The 20,184-nt window shown below is 59.2% G+C and carries 17 protein-coding genes and 1 pseudogene; 10 read left to right on the forward strand and 8 right to left on the reverse strand.

Annotated elements, in window-relative coordinates; all coding sequences use genetic code 11:
• Positions 1-107: 107 nt before the first annotated feature.
• Entirely contained in the window at positions 108-1,133 is a 1,026-nt protein-coding gene (locus ABJM11_RS05290; protein ID WP_348295865.1) for a DUF2235 domain-containing protein, read from the forward strand.
• Between the two features lie 70 nt (positions 1,134-1,203).
• On the opposite strand, the pseudogene ABJM11_RS22465 reads toward ABJM11_RS05290, so the two are convergent.
• From ABJM11_RS22465 to ABJM11_RS05310, 4 genes and pseudogenes are all read right to left on the reverse strand, one after another.
• Positions 1,204-1,290: pseudogene (locus ABJM11_RS22465) on the reverse strand (PEP-CTERM sorting domain-containing protein); the annotation flags it as partial.
• A gap of 684 nt (positions 1,291-1,974) precedes the next feature.
• On the reverse strand, positions 1,975-3,633 hold the full coding sequence (locus tag ABJM11_RS05300) for an acetolactate synthase large subunit (RefSeq protein ID WP_348295867.1): 1,659 nt from the start codon (positions 3,631-3,633) through the stop codon (positions 1,975-1,977).
• A 2-nt stretch (positions 3,634-3,635) separates the two neighbouring features.
• The gene (locus ABJM11_RS05305) at positions 3,636-4,823 is read right to left on the reverse strand and encodes an L-lactate dehydrogenase (protein WP_407069966.1); all 1,188 of its coding nucleotides are present in this window, start codon (positions 4,821-4,823) and stop codon (positions 3,636-3,638) included.
• 5 nt (positions 4,824-4,828) lie between these two features.
• The gene (locus ABJM11_RS05310) at positions 4,829-6,442 is read right to left on the reverse strand and encodes an FAD-dependent oxidoreductase (RefSeq protein WP_348295869.1); all 1,614 of its coding nucleotides are present in this window, start codon (positions 6,440-6,442) and stop codon (positions 4,829-4,831) included.
• A gap of 85 nt (positions 6,443-6,527) precedes the next feature.
• Here ABJM11_RS05310 and ABJM11_RS05315 point away from each other — a divergent pair, with 85 nt between their 5' ends.
• The 5 genes from ABJM11_RS05315 to ABJM11_RS05335 all read left to right on the forward strand — a co-directional run bounded on the left by ABJM11_RS05315 (position 6,528) and on the right by ABJM11_RS05335 (position 11,346).
• Entirely contained in the window at positions 6,528-7,538 is a 1,011-nt protein-coding gene (locus ABJM11_RS05315; protein WP_348295870.1) for an AraC family transcriptional regulator ligand-binding domain-containing protein, read from the forward strand.
• Between the two features lie 158 nt (positions 7,539-7,696).
• Positions 7,697-8,464 carry a hypothetical protein gene (locus ABJM11_RS05320; protein ID WP_348295871.1) on the forward strand — a complete coding sequence of 256 codons (768 nt, stop codon included), beginning with the start codon at positions 7,697-7,699 and terminating at the stop codon, positions 8,462-8,464.
• 109 nt (positions 8,465-8,573) lie between these two features.
• On the forward strand, positions 8,574-9,008 hold the full coding sequence (locus ABJM11_RS05325; RefSeq protein WP_348295872.1) for a hypothetical protein: 435 nt from the start codon (positions 8,574-8,576) through the stop codon (positions 9,006-9,008).
• A gap of 77 nt (positions 9,009-9,085) precedes the next feature.
• On the forward strand, positions 9,086-9,724 hold the full coding sequence (locus ABJM11_RS05330; protein WP_348295873.1) for a TetR/AcrR family transcriptional regulator: 639 nt from the start codon (positions 9,086-9,088) through the stop codon (positions 9,722-9,724).
• On the forward strand, positions 9,721-11,346 hold the full coding sequence (locus ABJM11_RS05335; protein WP_348295874.1) for an NAD(P)/FAD-dependent oxidoreductase: 1,626 nt from the start codon (positions 9,721-9,723) through the stop codon (positions 11,344-11,346). Before ABJM11_RS05330 ends, ABJM11_RS05335 begins: the two co-directional genes overlap by 4 nt.
• 4 nt (positions 11,347-11,350) lie before the next feature.
• On the opposite strand, the gene ABJM11_RS05340 is transcribed toward ABJM11_RS05335, so the two are convergent.
• Entirely contained in the window at positions 11,351-12,307 is a 957-nt protein-coding gene (locus tag ABJM11_RS05340) for a YafY family protein (protein ID WP_348295875.1), read from the reverse strand.
• Positions 12,308-12,454: 147 nt separating this feature from the next.
• Here ABJM11_RS05340 and ABJM11_RS05345 point away from each other — a divergent pair, with 147 nt between their 5' ends.
• On the forward strand, positions 12,455-13,090 hold the full coding sequence (locus tag ABJM11_RS05345) for a glutathione S-transferase family protein (protein WP_348295876.1): 636 nt from the start codon (positions 12,455-12,457) through the stop codon (positions 13,088-13,090).
• Positions 13,091-13,093: 3 nt separating this feature from the next.
• On the opposite strand, the gene ABJM11_RS05350 is transcribed toward ABJM11_RS05345, so the two are convergent.
• Positions 13,094-14,011 carry a LysR substrate-binding domain-containing protein gene (locus tag ABJM11_RS05350; RefSeq protein ID WP_348295877.1) on the reverse strand — a complete coding sequence of 306 codons (918 nt, stop codon included), beginning with the start codon at positions 14,009-14,011 and terminating at the stop codon, positions 13,094-13,096.
• Positions 14,012-14,132: 121 nt separating this feature from the next.
• Here ABJM11_RS05350 and ABJM11_RS05355 point away from each other — a divergent pair, with 121 nt between their 5' ends.
• The gene (locus ABJM11_RS05355; RefSeq protein ID WP_348295878.1) at positions 14,133-14,879 is read left to right on the forward strand and encodes an NAD(P)H-dependent oxidoreductase; all 747 of its coding nucleotides are present in this window, start codon (positions 14,133-14,135) and stop codon (positions 14,877-14,879) included.
• Between the two features lie 94 nt (positions 14,880-14,973).
• Here the strand turns inward: ABJM11_RS05355 and ABJM11_RS05360 are convergent, their stop codons facing one another.
• Complete coding sequence (locus ABJM11_RS05360; protein WP_348295879.1) at positions 14,974-16,257, reverse strand: FAD-binding oxidoreductase; 1,284 nt, start codon at positions 16,255-16,257, stop codon at positions 14,974-14,976.
• A gap of 180 nt (positions 16,258-16,437) precedes the next feature.
• Between ABJM11_RS05360 and ABJM11_RS05365 the strand changes: the two genes are divergently transcribed.
• Positions 16,438-17,955 (forward strand): aldehyde dehydrogenase, encoded by a 1,518-nt coding sequence (locus ABJM11_RS05365; RefSeq protein WP_348295880.1) that lies wholly within the window; start codon positions 16,438-16,440, stop codon positions 17,953-17,955.
• Between the two features lie 6 nt (positions 17,956-17,961).
• Here ABJM11_RS05365 and ABJM11_RS05370 read toward each other — a convergent pair whose 3' ends face one another.
• Positions 17,962-19,326 carry a glutamine synthetase family protein gene (locus ABJM11_RS05370; RefSeq protein WP_348295881.1) on the reverse strand — a complete coding sequence of 455 codons (1,365 nt, stop codon included), beginning with the start codon at positions 19,324-19,326 and terminating at the stop codon, positions 17,962-17,964.
• 212 nt (positions 19,327-19,538) lie between these two features.
• Between ABJM11_RS05370 and ABJM11_RS05375 the strand changes: the two genes are divergently transcribed.
• A complete protein-coding gene (locus tag ABJM11_RS05375; protein ID WP_348295882.1) occupies positions 19,539-20,096 on the forward strand; it encodes a DinB family protein in 558 nt (185 codons plus the stop codon).
• Positions 20,097-20,184 lie beyond the last annotated feature (88 nt).

Here is a 20,184-nt window from a genome sequence, read left to right on the forward strand (position 1 = left end):
GAAAACGTTCTTATAAGAATAGTCGCTAATGTCGATTTCAACCTGACCCGCAGACCGTGGGATTGACTATAGTAATAAGGGGACCCTGATAACGGGAGGTCAGCGACATGAAACGCATCGCGATCTGCTTTGACGGCACCTGGAACCGGCCGGAAGTAAACATCGGCGAAGACTTTCCCACCAACGTTCTGCAGTTCGCCCGAGCCATTCGCCCATCGGATAGCAACGGCGTTGAGCAGGTGGTTTTTTACGACTGGGGTATTGGCTCCTATCACGATGAGATCCTTGCCGGTGCTACCGGCCACGGCCTCGAAAAGAACGTGATGGACGGTTACCGCTTTCTGGTTCACAACTACGAACCCGGAGATCATATTTTCCTGTTCGGCTTCAGCCGGGGCGCCTACACCGCCCGCAGCCTATGCGGCATGATCAACAACTGCAGTGTTCTGCGAAAAGAAAATGCCTACCTGATCCAGAACGCGTTCAGGCTCTATAAAACCAAGAAGCACAAAGCCAACAGTGACCACGCCATGAAGTGGAAGCGCCAGTTCGCCGTGGAGGAACGCACACCCATCGAGTTCGTTGGCGTATGGGACACCGTCGGCGCGTTGGGTTTACCTTTTACCTTTTTCGGCCTGATCAAGGACCAGGATCTGTTCTACGACCGCGAAATCGGCAGCAATATCAGGACGGCACGGCACGCCCTCGCACTGGATGAGCACCGGGAAGACTTCGAGCCAACTCTCTGGGAACCCCGAGTCGGAACCGATATTGAGCAAGTATGGTTCGCCGGGGCCCATTCCGATGTCGGTGGCGGCTATGGACCGGACAAACAGGGCCGCACTCTGGCCGATATCCCCCTGCTGTGGATGGCGAACGAAGCCATAAAGCAGAAGCTCGTTTTTAACAACACTCTGCCATCTACCACCCCCAGCACCGCCGACCAACATGACGAGTACAAGGGAAAATACCGTCTACTGGGAAAACTTGTGCGGGAGATACCTCCACTGAACGAGATCAGAACCTGGGTGCATGCGAGCGTAAGAGCACGTTACAACAGCGGGTATCAGAGTGAGCCGATCGAGCGGTTTGCGGAGCGCAATGGGGAGTGGCCGCCAATCTGGCCTGAGTGACATTCGGATTAAGCGGATGGGCTTTCCGTAAATAACAGAGCCCCGGATCAGACCAGGGCTCGTATGCCTATTACGCAGCTTTTTTCCTTCTGGAAAGGCCAATACCGGCCAAACCCAAGCCAAACAGGGCTAGTGTAGCTGGCTCAGGAACGCTTACAGGCTGGGTGCTGAAGCTCACATCAAAGTAAGTTTCATTTGTAAATGACAAACCACTCCAGTTAAACGACAAAACGCCCTCTGCGAAGGCGAAGTTATTGTCGTCCCAGCCAACGAAGTTGGTCGATATATTGAAGTCCGTCAGGATTGAGTCAATGCCGGATACAACCAGGCCATTAAACGAGCGGCTGTTATAGGTTTCCGAAAGCTGATAATCGACAAGTACGGAATTGCCCGTAAAGCTGGCTACATAGAGTGGATTATCGGGAGTATACCCTGGAGCAAATGTCTCTCCACTGCCAATCGTGATGTCGGTCCCGAGAACCTCGCCAGGATTATGATGCCCCACACGAACAGTATCTCCAATTAGGCTTGCATTGGCGGTCAGGGAAATGGTTGAGGCCAGGAAAAATACCGATGTAATACGTTTGATCATCGTAATGCTCTCTCTGCTTTTTGAATTAATGCACAGAGGTATAAGCAAATATAGAACCAAAATTATAAGATACTGAATTATAACGATATTGCAAATTTCAAAAACTGAAAAAAGCAATATGTGTAAATTATGTGGACACTAATGAGTGGCGGATAGCGCTGATACGGGTCTCCGAACTTGATTCAGTTGGTTTTCGAGGGGCGCCCAGCAAACCTACAAATCCTGAAAAGCAGGATTTGTAGGTCTAGGTCAAGGAGCCAATTTCCGCTTCAATGCCTTGGTAACCGACAGCGGCAGGCTTGGCAGCGCGCGCAGCATCCACGGCAGTATCCTGCGTTTAACGCCGCTCAGTGACTCCGGAATCATCACTTCGATCAGGTGCGGCCCCGGCATGCTGAGGGCATACTCCATGGCTTTTGCCATGTCTTCGGCGGTGTCTACGCTCACTCCGTGCACGCCCATACCCTGGGCCATTTCGGCGAAGTTGAGCACCGGCCCCCGAAGGTCAAGCTGGGACTTGGCCTTGGTGCCCGCCTTCTCCGCTCCGACCCGGTCCAGTTCGATACTCAGCACGGAATAAGAGGCGTTGTTGAAGATGAGGGTAGTAACGTTGAGCTGCTCCCGTGCCATGGTCCACAGCGCCTGAATGGTGTACATGGCGGTGCCGTCGCCGATCAGCGCCAGTACTGGCCGGTCGGGACAGGCAACCGCAGCACCCACGGCGTTGGGGAGGCCCTGGCCGATGGCACCACCGGTGAGAGTGATGAGATCGTGCCTTGGCGCGCCTTCAGTCATGACTGAGAGCATAAGGCTGGAAGTGATGCCTTCGTCGACGATGATGGCGTTGTCGGGCATCAGGTGGCCGACCGCCTTGCAGACCTTTTCCGCAGTGAGCTTCCCTCTCGGTCGATCGGGTCTTTTGGCCGGCTGCAGCCTGGGGTCGGCCTGGCTGGCGCCGAGGGCTTCGTTGAGTTTGTTCAGGCTGCCGGTGATGTCCTGATCTGGCGTCACAAGCGTGTGGACTTCACAGGTGTCCGGTACCAGATAGCTCTGCTTGCCCGGATAGGCGAAGAAGGAAACCGGTGCCTTGGCGTCAACCAGGATGAGGTGTTCAATATCCGTTAGTTGTACGGTGGCCAGTTCCGCCAGATACGCCAGACGCTCAACCGGTGGCAGGCCTGCACCCCGTTCCATGCGGGTCGGGAAGGTTTCGGCCATTAATATAACCCCACTATGAGCAGCAAGCTTCGCCGCCGCCAGCAGGCTGGACTCCCGCAACGAATGCCCGCCCATCAGCAGGGCCGTTTTCTTACCGGAGCGGATGGCGGCGGCGATGGCTTCCACGGTGGCATCATCGGCAAGTGCCGGTGCGGGTGGCGCCAGAGGTGCACTGGGATCACCGCCCTCCCCCCAGGACACGTCGGCAGGCAGAATCAGAGTAGCGACCTGACCAGGTGCGGTGCGTGCCGCAGCGATGGCCTCGGCGGCGTCCTGGCACAGCGTTTCTGTGCTCCTGGCCGTGCGAACAAACCCCGGGGATACGTTGCGGGCCACGGTTTCGATATCCGACTGCAACTGGGCATCGTATTTCACGTGGTAGGTGGCATGATCGCCGACGATGTTCACTACCGGAACCTTGCCTTTACGGGCGTTGTGCAGGTTCGCCAGCCCGTTGCCCAGTCCGCAGCCCAGGTGTAGCAGCGTGGCAGCGGGCTTGTCGGCCATGCGGGCATAGCCATCCGCGGCGCCGGTGGCCACGCCTTCGAACAGCGCGAGCACGGCACGCATTCTGGGCTCGTCGTCCAGTGCTGCCACAAAGTGCATTTCACTGGTGCCGGGGTTGCTGAAGCAGACTTCCACACCGGCATCCACCAGGGTTTTCATCAGAGCTTGTGCGCCGTTTGTCATTGTTATTCTCCAGCCTTCGGGAGTTCAGGTTTATGGGGTCTGTCGAGTTGGTCGGTGCCTATATCGGCAATTCGGGTGACGCCCGTCAGGGTCATGGCCAGCCGCAACTCCTGCTGCCAGCTTGCCAGCAATCTTGTCAGCCCGGCTTCACCGCCGCCGGCCAGTGCATACGCCCAGGGGCGGCCGATCATCACGCCGCGGGCGCCCAGGGCCAGGGCGCGAAACACGTCCGTTCCGCTGCGAACACCGCCATCCACGAGAATTTCTGTCTGCGAGCCCACAGCGTCGACAATGGCCGGCAGCTTGCCTGCGCCAGAGGCAACGCCGTCCAGCTGTCGACCGCCGTGGTTGGATACCACGATGCCGTCCGCTCCGACCTGAACAGCCCGGTGGGCATCCTCCACGTCCAGGATGCCTTTCAGCAGTAACTTGCCCTGCCAGTGCTCACGTATCCATTCAATGTCTTCCCAGGTGACCGTGGGATCAAACTGGGTATCAATCCACTCTTTGAAGGCATCAAGATTGCCTGCATCCGGTAGTGCATCACTGAGGTTGCCAAAGCTGAGAGGGCCACCGCGCACGGCGACCTTCCATAACCAGCCCGGGCGTGACAGCAGTTGCTGGATCTTCAGTAGTTTGGAACGCGGGCCGGTGCTGGCCAGGCCGTTGCGGAAGTCCCGATGGCGCATGCCCGGCAGGGGCAAATCCACGGTAAACACCAGTGTGCGGCAACCGGCGCCCCAGGCTTTTTCCAGCAGGGCTTTGACCCGGGCGCGGTCGCGAATCATGTAGAGCTGGAACCAGGCGGCCTCTGTGGCGGCAGCCTGCACTTCCTCCACCGGGCAAATGCCAACGGTGGAGAGGGTAAAGGGAATGCGGGCAGCGTTGGCAGCACGCACCGCCTGTACCTCGCCGCGCTGCGCCATCATGCCAGCCAGCCCCAGGGGCGCCAGCACCACCGGCATGGCGCAGGCCTGCCCGGCCAGGGTGGCTTGCGTATCTACCCGATCGACATTGACCAGAACCCGTTGGCGCAGCGGTATGTTTGCCCAATCGGCTTCGTTGGCACGGAGGGTCTGCTCATTGGTCGCGCCGCCGTCCAGGTAATCGAACAGAAATCCGGGCAAGCGCGCCCGGGCCTTTTCACGGTAGTCTTCGGCGGTGGCCGGGTAACCATACTTGGGGTTCATGGGCATCAGCCTCCTGCAACAATGGATCGCACCGCTGCCCGTGCGGTCATGATGCAGCCGGGCAGGAAGGTGCCTTCAAGGGAACGTTTGCCGTTGGCGCCACCGCCACCAAAGCCGGCCGCTTCTCCCACGCAGTATAGGCCTTCCACGGGAACGCCCCTGGCATCGAGCACCCGGCTTTGCAGGTCGGTTTGCAGGCCACCCAGGCTTTTGCGGGTGATCAGTTGCATGCGAGTGGCAATGTAGGGCCCGGCACCGGGCTTCTGCAGCGGGGCTGGCTTGCAGGTACGCAGTCGGTCCGGTTTCCATTCCCGGGCGTGCTGGATCAGACGGATCTGCGGGTCATTGTGCAACTGAGTACCGGCAGTAAAGTTGGTATCGAAGGCATCGGCGGTGGCCTGGAGTGTGGCTGCGTCGATGTCATGGGAACAGGTCAGGGCGTTCATTTTCCCGGCCAGGTCTTTCAGGGTATCCGCCACCAGGAAGTCACGGCTTTCACGCTGCATCTGGCGAACAAGCGGGTGATTACCCAGCAATAGTTCTTTCACAAACAGGGGGAATTGTTTGTCCCTGATGCGGGCATTGTGCTCGGCACCGGAAATGGCAAACTCTTTGGCGGCGATACGCCAGTTGAGCAGGTGCCAGGTCCAGGGCTTTTCCTGCTCGGCCACACGCTGGCACAGCCAGTGAGTATCGAACCCGGTCACCAGAGGTTCCGGGCCGATGCGCTCGCCCCGGTGGTTCAGCCACAGGGCGGACTTGCAGGGAATGGTGGACAGCCCATGGCCGGGAAAATGCGGGTACGGATGCGGGAAACCGGCTGCGTAATTCCACATCTCCCCGGCGTGGGTTATCTGGCCACCCAGCCAATCAGCAACCCAGTGATGCAGATAGCCGTCCGCATAAGGATGTGCGCCGTTGAGCATGCTGGCAGGCCGGGGGCGATCGGTGGGCCAGTTGGCAAGACACTCGTCATGGCTGCCGTTGACGCCACCTGTGGCCAACACTACCGCTGATGCCGTCAGCCGGACTTCTTCGCGGTTTGCCTCATTGATTGCCAGGGCGCCGGTGAGTTTGCCGCCTTCGTGGTCCAGTGCAACGATCCGGTGCTGGTGCAGAACAGTAAGCTTGCCGGCGCTGTTTTCACGGTGGAGTGCCTCGAGCAGGCAACGAACCAGCTCCCGGGCGGTACCCCAGATCACGTGATAGCGGGGCACACGGTTACCGTCACCGAAGCGGCCACGCTCCACCCAGTTGACGGCAGGCAGGAACTTAATCCCTTCTTTGCTCAGCCAGTCGTAGACCTCAGTGCGGGAATGCTCAACGTAGTAGCGGGCCCACTGAAGAGGCCATTCGTCGTTGGGGGCCAGCTCACCAAAGCTTAGCCAGTCCTCCATGGCAATCTCCGGGGAATCCGCTATCTTCATGCGTTGTTGCAGGGGTGTACCTACCAGCATCATGCCGCCAAAGGCCCATAGAGCCAGGCCGCCCATGCGCTCAGCGGTATCCCGGTCCGCGAGGGTGACCGTCTTACCGGCTCGCAGGGCTTCAAGAGCAGCAACGATACCCGCCAACCCTCCGCCAACCACAAGAATGTCTGAAGCAACCACCTTGGCCATAACGCCCACCCGAGATTGATAAAGCGATGTTGTCAGGCTCCAAGATATACCGGTACCATGGCTTACAAATTGACTTCAGAGGCCAGTGAAATTGACTTTAGAGGCCACCGTTTCCCTTGGCTGGGTGAATACGGTTGTTGGGGCAGCGGAACGCCTGTCGGTGAGCGCGGACACCCTGCTGGCTACGGCTGGCATACCTGCAGCCGCGCAGGAACAAGAGCGCTGGCCCATCGATGACATTACGCGGCTGTGGCATGCAGCACAGCGCTGCACCGGCGACCCCGGCTTTGGCTTGAAAGTAGGCGCGGAATTCACCCCGATGAGCATCAGTGGCGTGGGCTTTGCCCTGCAGTCTGCCGCCACCCTGCGTGAGGCTGTGGTGATGGTTCAGCGGTTCCAGCGACTGATTTCCGATGGTGGCCGTTTCCAGGTGCTTGCCGGTGAATCTGCCACCTGGCTGGTTTATCACCCACGGCAGGGAAAGCTGGCCTTCAGCCCCCACCAGATCGAAGCGGTACTGGCCGCGGTGGTCGGCTTTGCCAGTTGGGTAACCGGGACCCGGATGCGGCCGTCGAAAGTACAGTTCAGCCAGCCCCGGCTGGGCCCGTTGCAGGGGTACCAGGCCGCCTTCCATTGCCCGGTCGAATTCGAGCAGGCGTTCAGCGGAGTACTGATGGATAACGCCGTTCTCGATCAGCCCCTGCCCCAGGCAGATCCGCAACTGGCACAGGTGCACACGCGCTACACCAAGGCCCGCCTGGCCGCACTTTCCATGAACAGTGCATCCGTTCCGGAAATACGTCGGTGGCTGGCTGCCCGGCTGGGCCCGGTTTTGCCGCGCCGTGCAGAAGCGGCGGAAGCCTTGGGCATCAGTGAGCGCACACTGGCACGGCGGCTCCGGCAACAGGGGCAGACCTTCGATGGCCTGGTGGACGACCTACGCAGGGAACGGGCATTACAGGCGGTGGCTGACACCAGCGCCTCCTTGCCGGAGATCGCGGAGTCACTGGGTTTCTCGGAAGTAAGTACCTTCTATCGGGCCTTCAGGCGCTGGACAGGCTTGCCCCCGGTGCGCTGGCGAAAAGCCAGCCAGTGATGATTGCGCTCGAATCAGGTTGCCGCCGGACATGCCCTCAGCTAGGCTTGAAGCATCACCTTGCGTATCAGTAATTCAGGTATCCTTTGACGTCCCCCAATATCACATCCATCCAGCAATACCTTTGGTGTAGTGCGCTTGCAGTGATAGCCGTCTGCATGATGATCATGCCTGCCACTGCCGGTGAGCGCCTGACACTGAGGCTTGGCGGCATTAATGAGTTCAACTACCTCTCGGACCTGCTGACCCAGGTACTTGAAGCGGAGGGCTATGAGGTTGAAATCATAAAGGTATCGAACGTGCCGATGACACGCATGGAACGGATGCTGGAAGATGGACAGATCACCGCCATGATGCTGGGTCAAACACCCCACCGCAGCGAGCACTTCCTGCCCGTGGAGGTGGCCATGACCGACAACCTGATGAACCAGCGCATTCTCTTCATTCCCAGGGATGAACAGCATCGCTACAACGATGTAGAAACCCTCGAGGATTTCCGTGCCTTGGGCCTTATGGCCGGCATGGGGATATCATGGCGTGATTACGGGATCTGGCTGGCGAATAATCTCCCTGTATACGGGGTGCCGGGGGACTGGCGACGCCTTTACGACATGTTGGCTTTTGGCAACCGGGGGATTGACTACCTCCCAAGAGGGGCCCAGGAAATGGCCAAGGAATGGCAAGAACATCCCAAACTGGATGTTGAGCAGAATCTGGTCCTGGTGTACGACACGGACCACGTGCTCTACATCTCCCCCGAGGAAGCCGATCTGCACCGCCTCCTGAGTAAACTGTTGCCGGAAGCCAGCCGTTCCGGGCTCATTGGCAACCTGGTGGAAGAACACTACCCGGAGGTGCTTGAACCGCCCGTCAATCTTACGGAGCGTCGGGTAATCTCCCTGACGGCACGCCCTGGCGGTTTCTGAAAATAATCTTTCAGTGACTGCAACTATATGATCGTCTCGCCCGTAGCCTCTTGTAGCCCATCTTAAAACAACCAAATGGATGGGGAAAATCGACTACAAGGAGAAGGCAATGAGCAAGCACGCAAAGATCACAGCATTTCTGACCGCCACCCTGGTTTCCACCGCTCTGACCTCCAGCGTTGCCCTCGCGGGCAACCATTCGACAGTTGGCGTGTGGGGCGACAACCAGGCTGTTGCTGATGGCACCGTCACTGCCAAAAAAGTGATGGCCGAAAAGAACGGCTGGCTGGTGATACACCGCACCGATGAAGCCATGAAACCCGGTCCCGTGGTGGGCCATGCCCCGCTCAAGAAAGGCAAGAACATGGATGTGGCTGCCATACTCACCGAGGACGTTGCCTCCGGTGATATGTTGATGCTCATGGTTCACAGCGAAGACGGCGGCATGAAAACCGGTATCTTCGAATACACCCTGGGAGCGAAAGAAGACGGCCCGATCCGTAAAGATGGCAAGCTGGTGATGGCGACGATTACGGCCGAATAACCACCCAAACAATTCATTTGACAAACCGCCCTATATCGTGATGTTATCACCTGTAACAATGTTACAGGTGATAACTTATGCCCCGAAATCCAACCCCACTGAAAGCCACCTATCACCATGGCGATTTGCCTCATCAAGCGCACCAACTAGCCCTGGAAACCCTGCGGGAACATGGCGACGCTGCCATCAGCCTGCGTGCTCTGGCAAAGCAGCTCGGAGTCAGCGCTCCGGCCTTATACCGGCACTTTATCGACCGGGAAAGCCTGCTGGCAGAACTGGCCATTAGCGGTTTTGAGTCCCTGCGGGAGCGCCTGCAGACGGTGGATCAGTCCAGCCCGCGGCTGGCATTGGTAGATATTGGCCTGGTGTACGTATCTTTTGCACAGGACGAACCCAACCTTTACCGGCTGATGTTTGGCGGTCGGGTGTTACCCCGAGGCGTTCATCCTCGCCTGGATGTGGCCGGCAAAATCGCGTTCCAGGTGCTGGAAGACACCATTGCCCGGGCCCAGCAGGTGGGTTACGTGAAGCCCATTCCCCTATCTCTGATGACCGCTGCCGCCTGGTCACTGGTACACGGGCTTGCGCAACTCACCATTGATGGCCACCTGCCCAGTGCCAAAGCTGAACCGCATCTTGCAGAAGGCGTTGTTACCCTTTTGCTGGAAGGCTCACTTGCAAATAACGAGCAACAACTCAAGGACACCTCACCATGAGCAGCCCCAAACCCAGCACCATCCGTGTCGGCCATCGTTACCGCGCCAATCGCCTGAACGGTCCCTACGACGCCATCGTGATCGGCTCCGGCATCGGCGGGCTGGCTACCGCCGCCTGCATGAGCAAACTGGGCAAAAAAGTGGTGGTATTCGAGCAGCATTACACCGCCGGCGGCTTCACCCACAGCTACGACCGTAATGGGTACGAATGGGATGTAGGCGTTCACTACATCGGTGATGTCGGTGCAGATCACACCCTGACCAAGCGCCTGTTTGACCACATCACCGACGGCCAGTTGAAGTGGGCGCCCATGGACAGCCATTTTGACCGCATCTTCATTGGCGACCGCCATGTGGACCTGGTCGCCGGGCCGGACAATTTCAAAGCAGAGCTGAAAAAAGCCTTCCCCGGTGAGGAGGCAGCCATCGACACCTATCTTGATTACCTGAAGCGAGTGGCAAAGGCCATGCCCGGTCTGGTGATTGGCAAGGTGTTGCCTGACCTCGCAGCCGGCCCCCTGCGCAAACTGGTTAACCGCTCTGCGCCTTCGTTCCTGAACCGGCCTACCCGTGAGGTACTGGAAGGCCTGACCGGTAACCAGGAGCTGATTGCCGTGCTTACTGGTCAATGGGGCGACAACGGCCTACCGCCGGCGGAATCCAGCTTTATCATTCACGCCCTGATTGCGCGCCACTATCTCTACGGCGGTTACTACCCCGTCGGCGGTGCGTCGGAAATGGCCAAGACCATCATTCCCGTTATCCAGCAGAGCGGCGGCGAGGTATTTACCTACGCCGATGTGCAGGAAATCCTGATCGAGAAAGGCAAAGCCGTGGGTGTGCACATGACCGACGGCACAGACGTTCGCGCCCCGCTAGTGATCAGCAACGCCGGCGTCTTCAACACTTTTGACAAGCTGCTGCCGGTACCCGCGCCACACCGGGACTATTACCAGCAAAAGCTGAAAACCGTGGAACGCTCCATGGCCAGCAACTGCCTCTACATCGGACTGCAGGATACTGCCGAAAACCTGGGACTGCCCAAAACCAACTACTGGATCTATCCGGGTGCCGATTACGAGAAGCAGGTCAGCGATTTTATGGCCACGCCGGATGAGACGGATATTCCATTGACGTACATTTCCTTCCCGTCCGCCAAAGACCCAAGCTTTGCCGCACGCTACCCCGGCCGCGCCACTATCGAGATCGTTGCCCCAGGACCCTACGACTGGTATGAAGACTGGGCAGATGAAACCTGGGGCAAGCGCGGAGCGGAGTATGAAGCGAAGAAGGAAGCCTATGCCCAGCGACTGCTGGCCAAACTGTATGAGAAGTTTCCGCAACTGGAAGGCAAGGTGGATTACTACGAGCTGTCCACGTCCCTGTCCACGGACTATTTCTGCCGTTACAGTAAGGGCGAGATCTACGGCCTGAACCACACCCCGGACCGCTTCGAACAGGACTGGCTGAAACCCAAAACCCGCATTCCCGGCCTGTACCTTACCGGCCAGGATGTGATGACCTGTGGAGTGGCGGGGGCGATGATAGGCGGCTTACTCGCCACCGTGGCAGTCAGTGGCTTCAAGGGACTGCCGTTGGCGAAGAAAATGTTGGTGGGCTAAGCCTCTACTCACAACATTCCAGCAGCTGCGTCGCATGCTCCCGCAACGCATCTTTCAGGGCATCCGGCTTGAGGATGGTAAACCGGAACGGGAGCTGCGCCAGCCACCAGGCGAACCACTCGAAGCTGTCGGTTTGGGTGGTCAGCAGCAGGCCGTCATCACGCTGCTCGAATCCATCCGCACAGGATGAGTGGAAATCGAACACAGCTGCGGCGGACTCACGATCCGTGTGCAGCAGTAGGGAGACCTCGTGGGTTCGGCCCCAGGACAAAAAACTCTCACTCAGAAAATCCGCTGCATCGAAATCCGCTGGCCGCTGAAAAGTGGCGGTTAGCAGCTGGACATTGCTGATGCGATCCAGCCGGAACGAACGCATGGCCTGACGGAGATGGCAGAAGCCGGTAACGTACCAGCGCCCCTGTCGGAACACCAATCCGTAGGGGTCGACGCTGCGGTCGATCCCGCCATGGTTTGGAGAGTGGTAGGTAAACCCCACCGAACGCATGGCTTCCGTGGCCACCGTCAGCGTTTGCAGGGCGTGGTCGTCCAGGCTGGGCTCCCCCCGGGGCAGAATCACCCGGGTGGTGTCACTGACACCGCGCACCCGCTTCTTCAGGTTGGCGGGCATTACCCGCTCCAGTTTTGCCTGCACACTGTCAATGGCCGGCGCAGCATCCGCCAGCCCGAGCTGACGGGCAGCCAGCAGCCCCAGGGACACCGCCAGGGTTTCCTCGTCGGTGAACATCATTGGCGGCAACTTGAAGCCCGCCACCAGCCGGTAACCGCCGTAGCGTCCCTGCTCTGTCATCACGGGAATGCCCAGTTCCTCAAGCACGGTGATGTAGCGCCGGATGGTACGCCGATCCACGCCCAGCCGCTCCGCCAGCTCAGCACCGCTGATCTGGCCGTGGGTTTGTAGCAGCTCCAGCACGGTTAACACGCGAGTCGTGGGACCAGACATTGCCATCCTCCTGATTGCCGTTTCCGGCAACCAACCATAAAAATGCAGTTTCGCATTTATTTAGGACAGATATTCACCTATTACCAGATTAATCTGGTCTCGCAGTCAACAAACCTCTGAAAAAACAGGCTCGAAAAGGAGATCAGCATGTCGGAACTCACGTTTTACACTCACCCCATGTCACGCGGCCGGGTTGTGCGCTGGATGCTGGAAGAAGTCGGCGCTCCCTACACGGTGGAGACAATGGAATTCGGCCCGGATATGAAAACCCCGGAATACCTGGCCATCAACCCGATGGGGAAGGTGCCGGCCATCAAACATGGCAACACGGTTGTGACCGAGGTGGCGGCGATCTGCGCCTACCTGGCGGACCAGTTTCCGGACAAGGGCCTGGCGCCATCACCCCAATTTCCGGAGCGCGGCCCCTACTACCGCTGGCTGTTCTTCATGGCGGGCCCCTTCGAGATGGCCACCAGCGCACTGGCCTATGGCTGGCAAATCGACAGCAGCAATGTACAGGCCGTCGGTTGTGGCAGGGTGGAAGACAGTATCAATACGCTGGAGAAGGTACTGGGCCAGAGGCCGTATATCTGCGGCGATCACTTCACTGCGGCGGATGTGTTGGTGAGCAGTTACCTCTGGTGGGAAACAATGCAGAAGAACATCCCGCAAAACGAGGTCTTCCGGGACTACATCCAGCGTACGGAAAGCAGGCCCGCTGCCCAACGTGCCAATAAGCTGGACGACGCCCTGGCGGAGCAGATGAACGTTGCCACGGCCTGACGGTCAGACAGCGACGGTCGTCGATACCGGACACAACCCACCAGGGACACCCAGTACCCAGTCGCGGATAGCCAGTATCGCCGGGTCCTGCCGGCGGCTTTCCGGGTAAACAAGGTAGAAGGGTTTCCCCGCAAGTTCCGGGCCGAAGGGCTGCACCAGCCGCCCATCGGCCAGTTCGTCTTCAATCAGCGGCCGACTCATCAGCGCCACCCCCTGCCCCCCCACTGCGGCGGAGATTGCGTGGGTCTCGTCTGAAAACACCAGCCCGGCGCTGACGTCCAGCCCCGTTACCCCCATCTGCTTCTGCCAGCCGGCCCAATCCACCGGCGTCACCGAAACCTGCTGGGGCCGAAAATGAATCAGCGGATGCTCTGGCAGATCCTCAACCCTTGTCAGCCCCAGATGGGGGCTGCAGGCCGGTATGAAGGTGTTATCAAACAGTTTCTCTGCAACCAGGCCCGGCCAATGGCCATCGCCGTAGCGAATGGCAAGATCCGCGGTAACACCATCCAGAGCCACCGCTTCATGCGAGGCGTGAATACGCAGATGAATATGCGGATGGGTGTCCCGCAACATGCATACCCACGATAACAGCCAGCGCACGGCCACGGCCGGCGTGGTCGACAGGGTGACCGCCTGCCTCGAGGGCACTGCCTTCAGGCGCTCGATGGTATTACCAATGTTGTCAAAAGCCGAACGCAGAACCTCCTGCAACTCCCGCCCCTGGGGCGTCAGCACCAGTTGGCGGGGCTTGCGAATGAACAGGGCCACTCCCAGCGCTTCCTCAAGGCCGCGAATCTGGTGACTGATGGCCGTGGCGGTCACCGACAGTTCCTGGGCAGCCTGCTTGGCACTCTCATGGCGGGCAGCAGCTTCGAAGGCTCGCAGGGCAGACAACGAAGGCAGGCGACGGGAATTCATGAATGAACTCACCTCATCTATAGAAGCAAAAAATCATCGTTTGTGAGCCTTAGAGTATGACTCTAGGCTTAATTCACTGTTAACAACAGATGAATTTTCTCACAATCAAATGGAGATTCACATGACTCACATTCTGCAACTCGACGCTTCGGCTCGCCCCGGCCGTGCCGGCACTCATGAACACGGTTCCCACAGCCGCAGCCTGACTCACCGGTTCGTCCGCCAATGGGTGTCCCGCCGCCCTGATGACACGGTGACCTACAGGGATGTTGGCGGTACGCCTCCGTCCTTCATCGATCAACCATGGATAGAGGCCGCCTTCACCCCACCAGAGCGTCACCGGCCCTGGATGGACGACACACTGGCAGAGAGCGACCAGCTGATTGACGAACTGGTGGCAGCGGACATTCTTGTTATTGGCGCACCACTGTATAACTTCGGCATGCCCGCGGCCCTCAAGGCCTGGGTGGACCAGGTGGTTCGCATGGGCAGGACCGTGGAGTACGACCCGTCAACGCCCGAAGCGCCTTTCACACCACTGCTTGCAGACCGCCCCCGCCACGCGGTTATTCTTTCCTCCCGCGGTGGCGCCGGATTCGAGCCCGGAGGCGAACTGGCGCACATGAATCATCTTGAACCTGGCCTGACCACCGTGCTCCAATTCATTGGTATAACCGACATCCACAGCATCGCCGTAGAGAATCAGGAGGAAGGCGGCGACGCACTGGCAGCTTCCGTGGCGGACGCACAGGAGCGGGTGGATGCACTGGTGACCCGACTTCAGGAGACCCGATACTCTGCTTCTGCTACGGCTCAAATGTGTCACAACGAAGGCTTCAGGCCCGGGCTCCATCGGCTCGATTCGTAACCCAGGCAGAGCTCCGCGCCCACAGGCAACGCTTCCACAAAGCCGCCATGGACGGCTCTGCCAAGTGCGACGCAGAAGGGCGCCAGCTGAACCATCACACCCCCAACCGATCCCGCAACCCGTAGTACCAGGCACCCAGCGCGGTCAGCGGCACCCTGAACGCCCGTCCGCCGGGAAACGGATAGTGCGGCAGGCTGGCGAAGGCGTCGAAGCGGTCAGCCTGCCCCTCGATCGCCAGCGCCAGGGCTTTGCCCGCCACATGGGTGAAGGTAACCCCGTGACCGGAACAGCCCTGTGAATAGAACACGTTGTCGTGCAGCCGGCCCATTTGCGGCAGGCGCGACAGGGTGAGCAAAAAGTTGCCGGTCCAGGCATAGTCAATCTTCACATTGGCCAGTTCCGGGAAGGTTTTCAGCATGTTGGGACGGATCAGCCGCTCTATGTTGGCGGGGTCGCGGGCACCGTATACCACGCCGCCGCCGTAGATCAGGCGTTTGTCGCCGGACAGGCGGAAGTAATCGAGCAGGTAGTTGCAGTCTTCCACGCAGTTGTCTTCTGGGAGCAACCGTTTTGCGACAGCTTCATCCAGCGGTTCGGTGGCAATGATTTGTGAACCGCAAGGCATGGACCTGGCGCCCAGCTCCGGGACCAGCCCGCCGAGGTAGGCGTTGCCCGCCAGCACCACGAACTGAGCTTTGACCTCGCCGTCACGGGTTTTCACCGTCGCAGGCTGGCCGGGAAGAATCTGTGTGACTTCCGAGTGCTCATGAATGACCCCGCCCCGGGATTCCAGGGCAGCCGCTTCGCCCAGAGCCAGATTCAACGGATGGATATGTCCTCCGGTGTGGTCGATGGCGCCGCCCACGTAGCGATCGGTGCTGACGCCGGCACGGATCGCTTCCCGGTCCAGCAGTTCCAGCTTTTCATAGCCGAACCGGCGCCACAGGGCCTGCTGGGCTGCCAGATGATTGAGCTGTCGCGGGTTCAGGGCAGCGAATATGCCGCCCTCTTTCAGGTCACACCGGATGCGATAATCCCGTATGCGCTGGCGGATGATCTGGCTGCCCTCAAAGGCCATGTCCGCCAGCAGGCGCAGGTGATCCGGCGTGGTCTGGCGCTCTATCGTATCCAGGTCACGGCTGAAGCTGTTGACGATCTGGCCGCCATTACGCCCGGACGCGCCCCACCCGACGGTGGCAGCCTCCAGCATTACTACCCGAAAACCAGACTCCGCCAGAAACAGCGCGGTGGATAAACCAGTATAACCGGCGCCCACCACGCACACATCAGCCTCGCACGAGCCCTGCAAGGCAGGGCGTCGCGGCGCCGGATTGGCCGAGGCTGCGTAATAGGAAGGAACCGGCGGGAACTCGATCATAATGTGACGCCATGCAGGGTAACGGACTGATCAGAAAGCAACGGGCACAGTGGCTGCCGCGGTCAGTCTATGCCAGCGCACCACATTCGGGAAGACACGTTCTTCTACCTATATGAGAGGCCGCGATTGCCCACAAAAGTACTGCTATGATTGCTCAATTCCCTTGCCTGAGAGCCCGCCATGAGTCACCCCGAACGCTCCACCACCCCCACTGATCAGGCCGGCTGGCAGGCTGCTGCAACCCAGCTCACCTTTGAAAGCCGTGCCTATGTGAACGGCCATTACCAATGGGCGCTTGGTGGCGAGACCTTTTCCTGCATCAGCCCCGTGGACGGGCGGGAGCTGACCCGGGTTGCCAGTTGCGATCAGGCCGATGCCGACCTTGCTGTGACCGCCGCCAGGAAGGTTTTCGAGAGCGGTACCTGGAGCCACTTGGCCCCCGCCAAACGCAAGGCTGTTCTTATTCGTTTCGCTGAACTGATCGAAGCCCGTGGCGATGAGCTGGCCCTGCTGGAAACCCTCGACATGGGCAAACCCATCGGCCACGCCCGCGCAGTGGATGTACCGGCAGCTGCACGAGCCATCCGATGGACCGCCGAGGCCATCGACAAGGTGTACGGCGAACTGGCCGCCACACCTCACGACCAGATCGGCATGATTTCCCGCGAGCCCATGGGCGTTGTCGCCGCCATCGTGCCCTGGAATTTTCCGATGATCATGGCGTCCTGGAAAATTGCTCCGGCCCTGGCCACAGGAAACTCGGTGATCCTCAAGCCGTCCGAGAAATCTCCCCTCACGGCTATTCGCTTGGCCGCCCTGGCGGAGGAAGCCGGCATTCCTGCCGGTGTATTCAACGTACTGCCCGGCTATGGCCATACGGTAGGCAAGGCGCTGGCCCTGCATATGGATGTAGATTGCCTGGTATTTACCGGCTCCACCCAGGTAGCCAAACAGCTGATGATCTACGCCGGCCAGTCCAACATGAAACGGGTATGGCTGGAAGCCGGCGGCAAGAGCCCCAATATCGTCTTCGCGGATGCGCCGGACCTCAAGAAAGCCGCTGCCGAGGCGGCCACTGCCATCGCCTTCAACCAGGGCGAAGTATGCACCGCCGGCAGCCGGCTGTTGGTGGAAGAAAGCATTCGTGCCGAGTTCATCGACCTGATCTGCGAAGCGCTGAAAACCTGGCGCCCCGGTCATCCCCTCGACCCGGCAACGACCTGCGGCGCCATCGTCGATCAGGCGCAGCTTGATCGCATCATCGAGTACATCAGTATCGGCCAGTCCGAGGGGGCAACCCTCGTGGAAGGCGGCAACCGCGTGATGGAAGACACCGGCGGCCTGTTTGTTCAGCCCACGGTGTTTGATGGGGTGACCAACAACATGCGCATCGCATCAGAAGAAATTTTCGGGCCGGTGTTGTCGGTGATTGGCTTCACCACGGCCGAGGAAGCTATCTCCATTGCCAACGATTCAATCTATGGTCTGGCGGCGGCGGTGTGGACCTCGAACATCAACACCGCCCACAAGGTGGCGAAGGCGCTGCGGGCCGGCAGCGTATGGATCAACCATTACGATGGCGGTGACATGACCGCGCCTTTCGGTGGCTTCAAGCAATCCGGCAACGGCCGTGACAAGTCCCTGCATGCGTTCGACAAGTACACCGAAATCAAGTCCACTTGGCTGGTGATCGAATAGGCGGGGCTATACCGTGTGGAGATACCACAGGTATTCCAGGTCCGAGATGGTCATCTCGAACTCGTTCAATTCATGTTCCTTGCAGGCCACGAACACATCCAGGAACTGGTTGCCCAGATAATCCGCCATCACTGCTGACTGGCCGAGCTCCCTCAGAGCATCCCTCAGGTTGTTCACCAGGGTTGCATCATGCTGTTCGTGGGCATTTCCCACCGTCACCGGCGGTGGCTCAATCCTGTTGGAAATACCGTAGTGAATGCCCGCCAACACCGCCGCCATCAGCAGATAGGGGTTGGCGTCTGCACCGGCGACCCGGTGTTCGATACGCAAAGCGTCCGGATCTCCGCCAGGCAGGCGTAGGGACGCAGTGCGGTTGTCCACGCCCCAGGTGGCCGCGCTGGGCACGTAGTATTCCGGGCTGAATCGTCGGTAGGAGTTGATGTTTGGGCAGAACAGCGCCATGGCGTCGTTCATGGTGGCCACAAGGCCGCCAATTGCCCAGCGCAGCATGTCGTTGGGTTCCTCCGCCTCGCCAGCGAACACATTGCGCCCTTCATCATCCACCAGGCTTACATGCAGGTGCATGCCGCTACCGGCCTGGTTGTGATAGGGCTTGGCCATGAAGGTGGTATCCATCTCATGGTCGTAGGCCATATTTTTTATCAGGCGCTTGAGCAGCGTGGCGTGATCGCAGGCTCGCACGGCATCATCCACATAGTGCAGGTTCACCTCGAACTGGCCGGGTGCGGATTCCGCCACCAGAGCATCCGCCGGCAATTCCTGCTCACGGGCGGCATCCAGCACATCCGCCAGGAATTCCGCATATTCATCCAGATCATCAATAGAATAGGCCTGGGTACCTGCCGGACGCTTACCGGAGATCGGCGACTTCGGCGGCTGTGGCCGACCGGCCAGATTCTCCTGGTCAATCAGGTAGAACTCCAGTTCATAGGCGGCAACCGGGGTCAGCCCCAGCTCCTCGAAACGCTTGACGATGTTCTGCAGCACCACGCGGGGGTCCGCGAAAAACGGCGTTTCCCGATCCAGTTCGTACATGGTCAAGAGCAATTGCGCCGTAGGCCGCTTCTGCCAGGGCTCCATGGTCAGAGTGGCATCTATGGGCAGGCACACCCTGTCCGCCTCGCCAATATCCAGGCCCAGGCCGGTCTCTTCCACGGTAGTGCCCTGAATATTCAGGGCAAAAATGGACGCAGGCATGGCAATGCCACGCTCGAACACCTTGCGCAGGGTTGATGGGTCCACGCGTTTGCCGCGGACAATACCGTTCATATCCGGGATCAGCAGGTCGATAAACTGCAGCTCGGGGTGCGCCTGAAGGAATGCGTCAGTACTCGCAAAACCAGAACCCATAAGGTAAGCCTTCCAGAACTCAAACAGGCCTGTGGCGAGGGGCCGGCACAGGGGGTTTCAAGGCTCCTTTATCCTGCTTTCCCGGGGATTTTGCAAGATAGGCATATACCGTAAAGCTACCGGCAACGCGAAACGTATTGACCTGTCAGGGTTCGCTGCCTAGTTTGATTAATCGATAAATGAGATCGGCACTTATTGGATTCCGATGAGGAGTGAGCATGAAACAACATTTCGAACTGATGGCAACCTACAATCAGTGGATGAACAATAAAGTCTACGAGGCCGCCAGCAAGCTCAGCCAGGCAGCTCTTGCTGAGGACAGGAATGCCTTCTTCGGTTCCATCCTCGGCACGTTAAACCACATCGTGGTTGCCGACACTATCTGGCTAAAGCGGTTCGCTACGCACCCTGCAAGCTCAAAGGCCCTGGGCCCGATTGCAGAGCTGCCAGCCCCGGCCAGCCTGGATCAGGTTCTTTTTGAGGACTTTGGCGGTTTGCATAAGCACCGCCAATGGATGGATGAACAGATCCTCCACTGGATTTCAGGGCTGGCAGATGCGGATCTGGGCTACATTCTGAGTTATCACAACATCAAGGGTGTGGCGTTCAATATGCGCCTTTCCAATCTGGTGCTCCACTTCTTCAATCACCAGACCCACCACCGGGGCCAGGCTTCTACGCTGCTCTCCCAAGCGGGTGTGGATGTTGGCGTAACGGATTTATTGGCCTTGATTCCGCAGGAGGAGTCAGGATGTTCGAATACACATTGATTCACTGGGTGACGTTCCTCTCTGGTGCGATTCCGGAAAGTGAATGCGTAGGCACCGGAGTACTGGGGACGGTATGCAATGGGCGGAC

The organism is Marinobacter sp. (assembly GCF_039977835.1).
Lineage (GTDB): Bacteria > Pseudomonadota > Gammaproteobacteria > Pseudomonadales > Oleiphilaceae > Marinobacter.